Origin of the sequence: Streptomyces sp. NPDC060198 (assembly GCF_042728415.1) — a bacterium.
Taxonomy (GTDB): Bacteria; Actinomycetota; Actinomycetes; order Streptomycetales; family Streptomycetaceae; genus Streptomyces.
Map to the genome: position 1 here is coordinate 1 of NZ_JBHWZJ010000495.1, position 4,318 is coordinate 4,318.

General features: G+C 72.1%; 5 protein-coding genes. 3 read left to right on the top strand and 2 right to left on the bottom strand.

Annotation, left to right across the window (positions count from 1 at the left end; all coding sequences use genetic code 11):
- The first annotated feature begins 233 nt into the window (after positions 1–233).
- Positions 234–857 (top strand): hypothetical protein, encoded by a 624-nt coding sequence (locus tag ACFWEP_RS32290; RefSeq protein WP_387375495.1) that lies wholly within the window; start codon positions 234–236, stop codon positions 855–857.
- Positions 858–981: 124 nt separating this feature from the next.
- Here ACFWEP_RS32290 and ACFWEP_RS32295 read toward each other — a convergent pair whose 3' ends face one another.
- Positions 982–1,566 (bottom strand): hypothetical protein, encoded by a 585-nt coding sequence (locus ACFWEP_RS32295; protein ID WP_387375497.1) that lies wholly within the window; start codon positions 1,564–1,566, stop codon positions 982–984.
- A gap of 320 nt (positions 1,567–1,886) precedes the next feature.
- Here ACFWEP_RS32295 and ACFWEP_RS32300 point away from each other — a divergent pair, with 320 nt between their 5' ends.
- On the top strand, positions 1,887–2,546 hold the full coding sequence (locus ACFWEP_RS32300) for a class F sortase (protein ID WP_387375502.1): 660 nt from the start codon (positions 1,887–1,889) through the stop codon (positions 2,544–2,546).
- A gap of 84 nt (positions 2,547–2,630) precedes the next feature.
- On the opposite strand, the gene ACFWEP_RS32305 is transcribed toward ACFWEP_RS32300, so the two are convergent.
- On the bottom strand, positions 2,631–3,485 hold the full coding sequence (locus ACFWEP_RS32305) for a polysaccharide deacetylase family protein (RefSeq protein ID WP_387375499.1): 855 nt from the start codon (positions 3,483–3,485) through the stop codon (positions 2,631–2,633).
- Positions 3,486–3,640: 155 nt separating this feature from the next.
- Here ACFWEP_RS32305 and ACFWEP_RS32310 point away from each other — a divergent pair, with 155 nt between their 5' ends.
- A complete protein-coding gene (locus ACFWEP_RS32310) occupies positions 3,641–4,102 on the top strand; it encodes a universal stress protein (RefSeq protein ID WP_387375501.1) in 462 nt (153 codons plus the stop codon).
- Positions 4,103–4,318: the final 216 nt, after the last annotated feature.

Here is a 4,318-nt window from a genome sequence, read left to right on the forward strand (position 1 = left end):
CCCCCAGGTCATGCCTTCGACAGGGGGACACAGTCATGCCGGGCCCGGAGGCCAGCGGCCCCGTTGCAGGACCGCGAAAAACATAACGGGGACGGCAGTGCCCCATTCGCCGTACTCCGATCGCGGGAGATGCGACGCGCTCCTAGCGTGTCGGACATCGAGACGTATTCCCTCGTGCTTCACGCGTCGCGGAAACCGGTTCCGCGGATACGCCTCGGTCCCCGGAGGCTCACATGCGCGCGATACGTGTCGCACCCCTTGCCCTGTCCGGCGCCACCGCTCTCCTCCTCGCGTCCCCCGCCGCCCACGCCGCCCAGGACGGGGGAAGTCCGTCGCCGTTCACCCCCACCGTCACCCCCTCGGTCATCGCGCCGGGCGGCCAGGTCACGCTGGGCAGCGGGGGGTGCTCGGGCGGTACGACCGTCACCTCCGGAGTCTTCGACACCGCCCTCATCGCCGCCGGAAGCACCACGGCCATCGCCACGGTGGACCGGGACGCCCGGAAGGGTGCCATCTACGCGGTGACGTTCAAATGCGGCTCCAGCGGCGACGCGGAGAACGTCACCCTCACCGTCATGGGCGGTGCCACCACGAGTGCTTCCACCGCCGCCGCCGTCGCTCCTGTCGCCTCTGTCGCTCCCGTCACTCCCGTCACCCCGGTGATCGGCACCGCCACGGCTCTCACGACGGCGAACCCCACGTCTTCGGCCCCTGCCCCCGCGGGCGTCCAGGGCGGGCTGGGAGGGAGCATCGGGTCGCTCGACCACGGAGAACTCGCGGCGGGCGCGGCGCTCGTGCTGTCGGCTGCCGGCGGCACCGTCTTCTTCGTACGCCGTCGCGGCGCCGGCCGGCACTGACCGGCGCCCGGCCGGCAAGGCCCGGGGCAGGGACACGAGGTCTGCCACGAACGCCGGTCGCCCCGGGTCCGGACGCGGGACTCGGGGCGACGGGCCTATCGGGCCGGGCGGCGGGGACGGCCGCCTAGACGGCCGCATCGCTCGCCCGGCGACGGCGGACGACGAAGACGGCACCGCCGACGGCCGCGGCCGCCACCAGTGCGCCGCCGATCCGCGTTTCGGTGGATCCCGGTCCCATGGAGCCGCCGAGGCCGCCCTGGGCCCCGCGGCCGTCGAGCACGGTGAACCGCGCCGTCGCCACGGCGTCGTTGCTGCCGTTGCCGCCGTTGCCGAAGTCGTTGCCGTCGTTGTTGTTGCCGTTGTTGTTGTTGCTGTTGCCGTTGTTGCCGTTGCCGTTGCCGTTGTTGCAGCGCACCGACAGGTTGTAGTGCCCGGGGGTGGTGTCGTAACGGATGCGCGCGGTGGCGTACCCGGTGCGGCCCGCCGAAAGCTCGACCGTCGGGAACGCGTTCGACCACACCCGGCCGCCGCGGTTGCAGCCCTGAGCGCTGATCTGGAGCGTGGCGCCCTGGTGGACCGCGCGCGGGTTGACGGTGACGTTCACCGGGGCGGACGGGGCCGGGCCACCGCCGGCCGCGGCCAGCGAAGGGGCGAGTCCCACCGCCGCGAATGCCGTCGCGGTGACCGCGAGAGCGCGTGTAACACGCATCGTGTGAACCTCCAGCGGGACGCGCCCCGGAAGCCTCTCCTCCGGGATCGACCGAACGCGTCCCATGACGAACCCTCACCAGAACCGGGCCGCGTCGCATGTCGGCACCGTCGCTCCCGGCACGGCGACACGCCGGGCGGCCTGTGGCTCTACCTGACGGAGTCCCAGGTCACGGGCCGTCAGAATTTTTATCTGCCCATTACGCCGACGGGCAAGGCGACTGACCTGCGAGGACCGCTGGCCACCCGTTCGCCCCGCTCCGATCGCCGTCGCGTCCCCGCGCCCCTAGCGTGCCGAGCGTGGCGACGAAAGAGAGAACCGTGGGCCGGGACAACTGGAAGGTCCGGCGGACCAGACACACTCCCTGGGGGGCGGTCGCCCTGGTCATGCTCACCGGGATCGCGCTGATGAGGAACGGCGTGGACGTACCGGACGGGCCACCTCAGCCCGTCGCGGCCGCCCGCATCGACAGCACGCGGGACATCGACGACACCCCCGTGGAAGGGGAGCCGGTGCAGATGCTGCCGTACGCCCCCGCCGCCCGCGTCTCGATCCCCGCGATCAAGGTGGACGCCCCGATCGTGGACGTGGGCCTCGACCAGGACGGCTGGATCGCCGCGCCCGACCCGCAGGACAAGAATCTGGCGGGCTGGTACCAGAACGGCATCTCCCCGGGGCAGCGGGGCACGTCGGTGGTCGTCGGCCACGTGGACAACATGTCGGGGCCGGCCGTCTTCTACGGGCTCGGCGCCCTCACCAAGGGCGAGCACGTGGAGGTGACCCGCTACGACGGCAGGGTCGCGGTCTTCGAGATCTACGGCGTGGAGGTCTTCTCCAAGGCCGAGTTCCCCGGCCCCCGGGTGTACGGGGACACCGGCTACGCCGAGCTCCGGGTGATCACCTGCGGCGGGGGCTACTCGAAGGCTGCCGGGTACGACGGCAACGTCGTCGTCTTCGCCCGCCTGACGGAGACCCGCTGACCGTGGGCCGGCCGGAGTGCACCGGGCGGGGACGTCTCCGCCCGGTCCGCGCACGACGCCCGGCACCCAGGGTGCCCGGAGCGCTCAGGTGCGGTACGGCACCGTGAGCCGGTACCCCTCGTCGATCAGACGGGGCAGGTACACCGGGAGCGCATCGACGGTCTGCGAGCGGTTGCCCCCGGCGTCATGGGAGAGCACGACCACTCCGGGGGCCGCCCCGTCCAGCACCCGGCCGATGATCGCGTCGGTGCCGGGTGTCTCCCAGTCGAGCGTGTCCACCGTCCACGCCATCGGTTCCATGTTCAGCTCCGCGCCGATCTCGAAGGTGTTGCGGTTCCACGCCCCGTACGGCGCCCGGAACCAGAGCGGCGCCTCGCCGGCGGTGCGCTGGAGCACCTCGCTGGTCCGCTCGATCTCGTCCCTCGCCTCCGCCCGGCTCAGGCTGGTCATCAGAGGATGCGTCCAGGTGTGGTTGCCGATCACATGGCCGTCCTCGGCGATGGCACGCACCAGATCCCGGTTGTCGTTCGCCATCTCGCCGCACAGGAAGAACATGGCGTGCACCTGGTACCGGCGCAGGGTGGCCAGAATCTGCGGCGTGTAGAGCGGATCGGGGCCGTCGTCGAAGGTGAGCACCATCGCGCGGCCGAGGTCAGGCAAGTCCTCGAAGGGCCGGGTGCGTACGGGCGGCCGCGCGGGCCGACGGCGGGGTGCGGCCTCGGCGGCCTGGCCGACCATGGGCTGGAGCCGGTAGGCGGAGGGTCTGCGGGGCGCCGCGGCGGGCGGACCGGCCGCCACCGGGGTTCGCGGGCCCGCGGCCGGCCCGGTGGGGACGGTGGCCGGCTCCGCCGCGATCAGGCGCACGGCGGCCGCGGCACCGAGTCCGGCCGCGATGTTGAGCAGCATCCGGCGCCCGGGTGGCTTCTTTTCATACTTCATGACCAACTGCTCGCACGAAGATCGTTTTGTCGTGCTGTGCGACACGGAGGCCGGGTGAGGTGTACCCGATGGAAGGACCACCCCTGTGCCGACCGGCCCAGCAGTGCGCCACGACCCGTTCGGCACCGGATGCATGAGCCGCTAGCCTTCCTGCCGTGACTGAGCAACAGCGACACCAGTTCGAACGTGGCACTGACGGCCCCAAAGTGATCGTCGCGGGCATCGACGGCTCCGAGTCCTCCATGCGCGCGGCGGCCTACGCCGCCGGGCTCTCGCGCAGGCAGAACGCCACGCTGGCGCTGGTCTACGTCCAGCCCCTGATGGTCACCGGAGCGGCGCTCGGGGCGCCGGTGGCCGGAACCACCGGCGACGTGGCGGAAGGGCTGATAAACGAGATCCGGACCTCCACCGAGCGGATGAGGGACACCTGGGACGTGCGGTGGGAGTTCCACACCTTCCGCGGTGATCCGTACAACGGGCTGGTCAGCGCCGCGGACGACCTGAAGGCGGACGCCGTGGTGGTCGGCGCCTCCGAGTCCGCCGGGCACCGGATCATCGGCTCGGTGGCGGTGCGATTGGTGAAGGCGGGACGCTGGCCCGTGACGGTGGTGCCGTAAGCCGCGTCTCGCGGGGCCCGCCCGGTCCGTAGCCGGGGTCGCCGACCGTTCACCGCACCGCTCGCCGCTCCGTGCGACCGCTCGTCGCACGCCGCGGCCCACGGCCTGTTCCTCCGCCCGTCGATGCGTTCGTATACGCCAGGCGGCAACGAGGCCGCCGCGACCTGCGGGAAGGGACGTTCCACGATGTCCACGGCGACCACCGACGAAGGGGCC

Coding starts and splice junctions, on each gene's coding strand:
- ACFWEP_RS32290 (WP_387375495.1), top strand. CDS start 234: ATGCGCGCGATACGTGTCGCACCCCTTGCCCTGTCCGGCGCCACCGCT.
- ACFWEP_RS32305 (WP_387375499.1), bottom strand. CDS start 3,485: ATGAAGTATGAAAAGAAGCCACCCGGGCGCCGGATGCTGCTCAACATC.
- ACFWEP_RS32295 (WP_387375497.1), bottom strand. CDS start 1,566: ATGCGTGTTACACGCGCTCTCGCGGTCACCGCGACGGCATTCGCGGCG.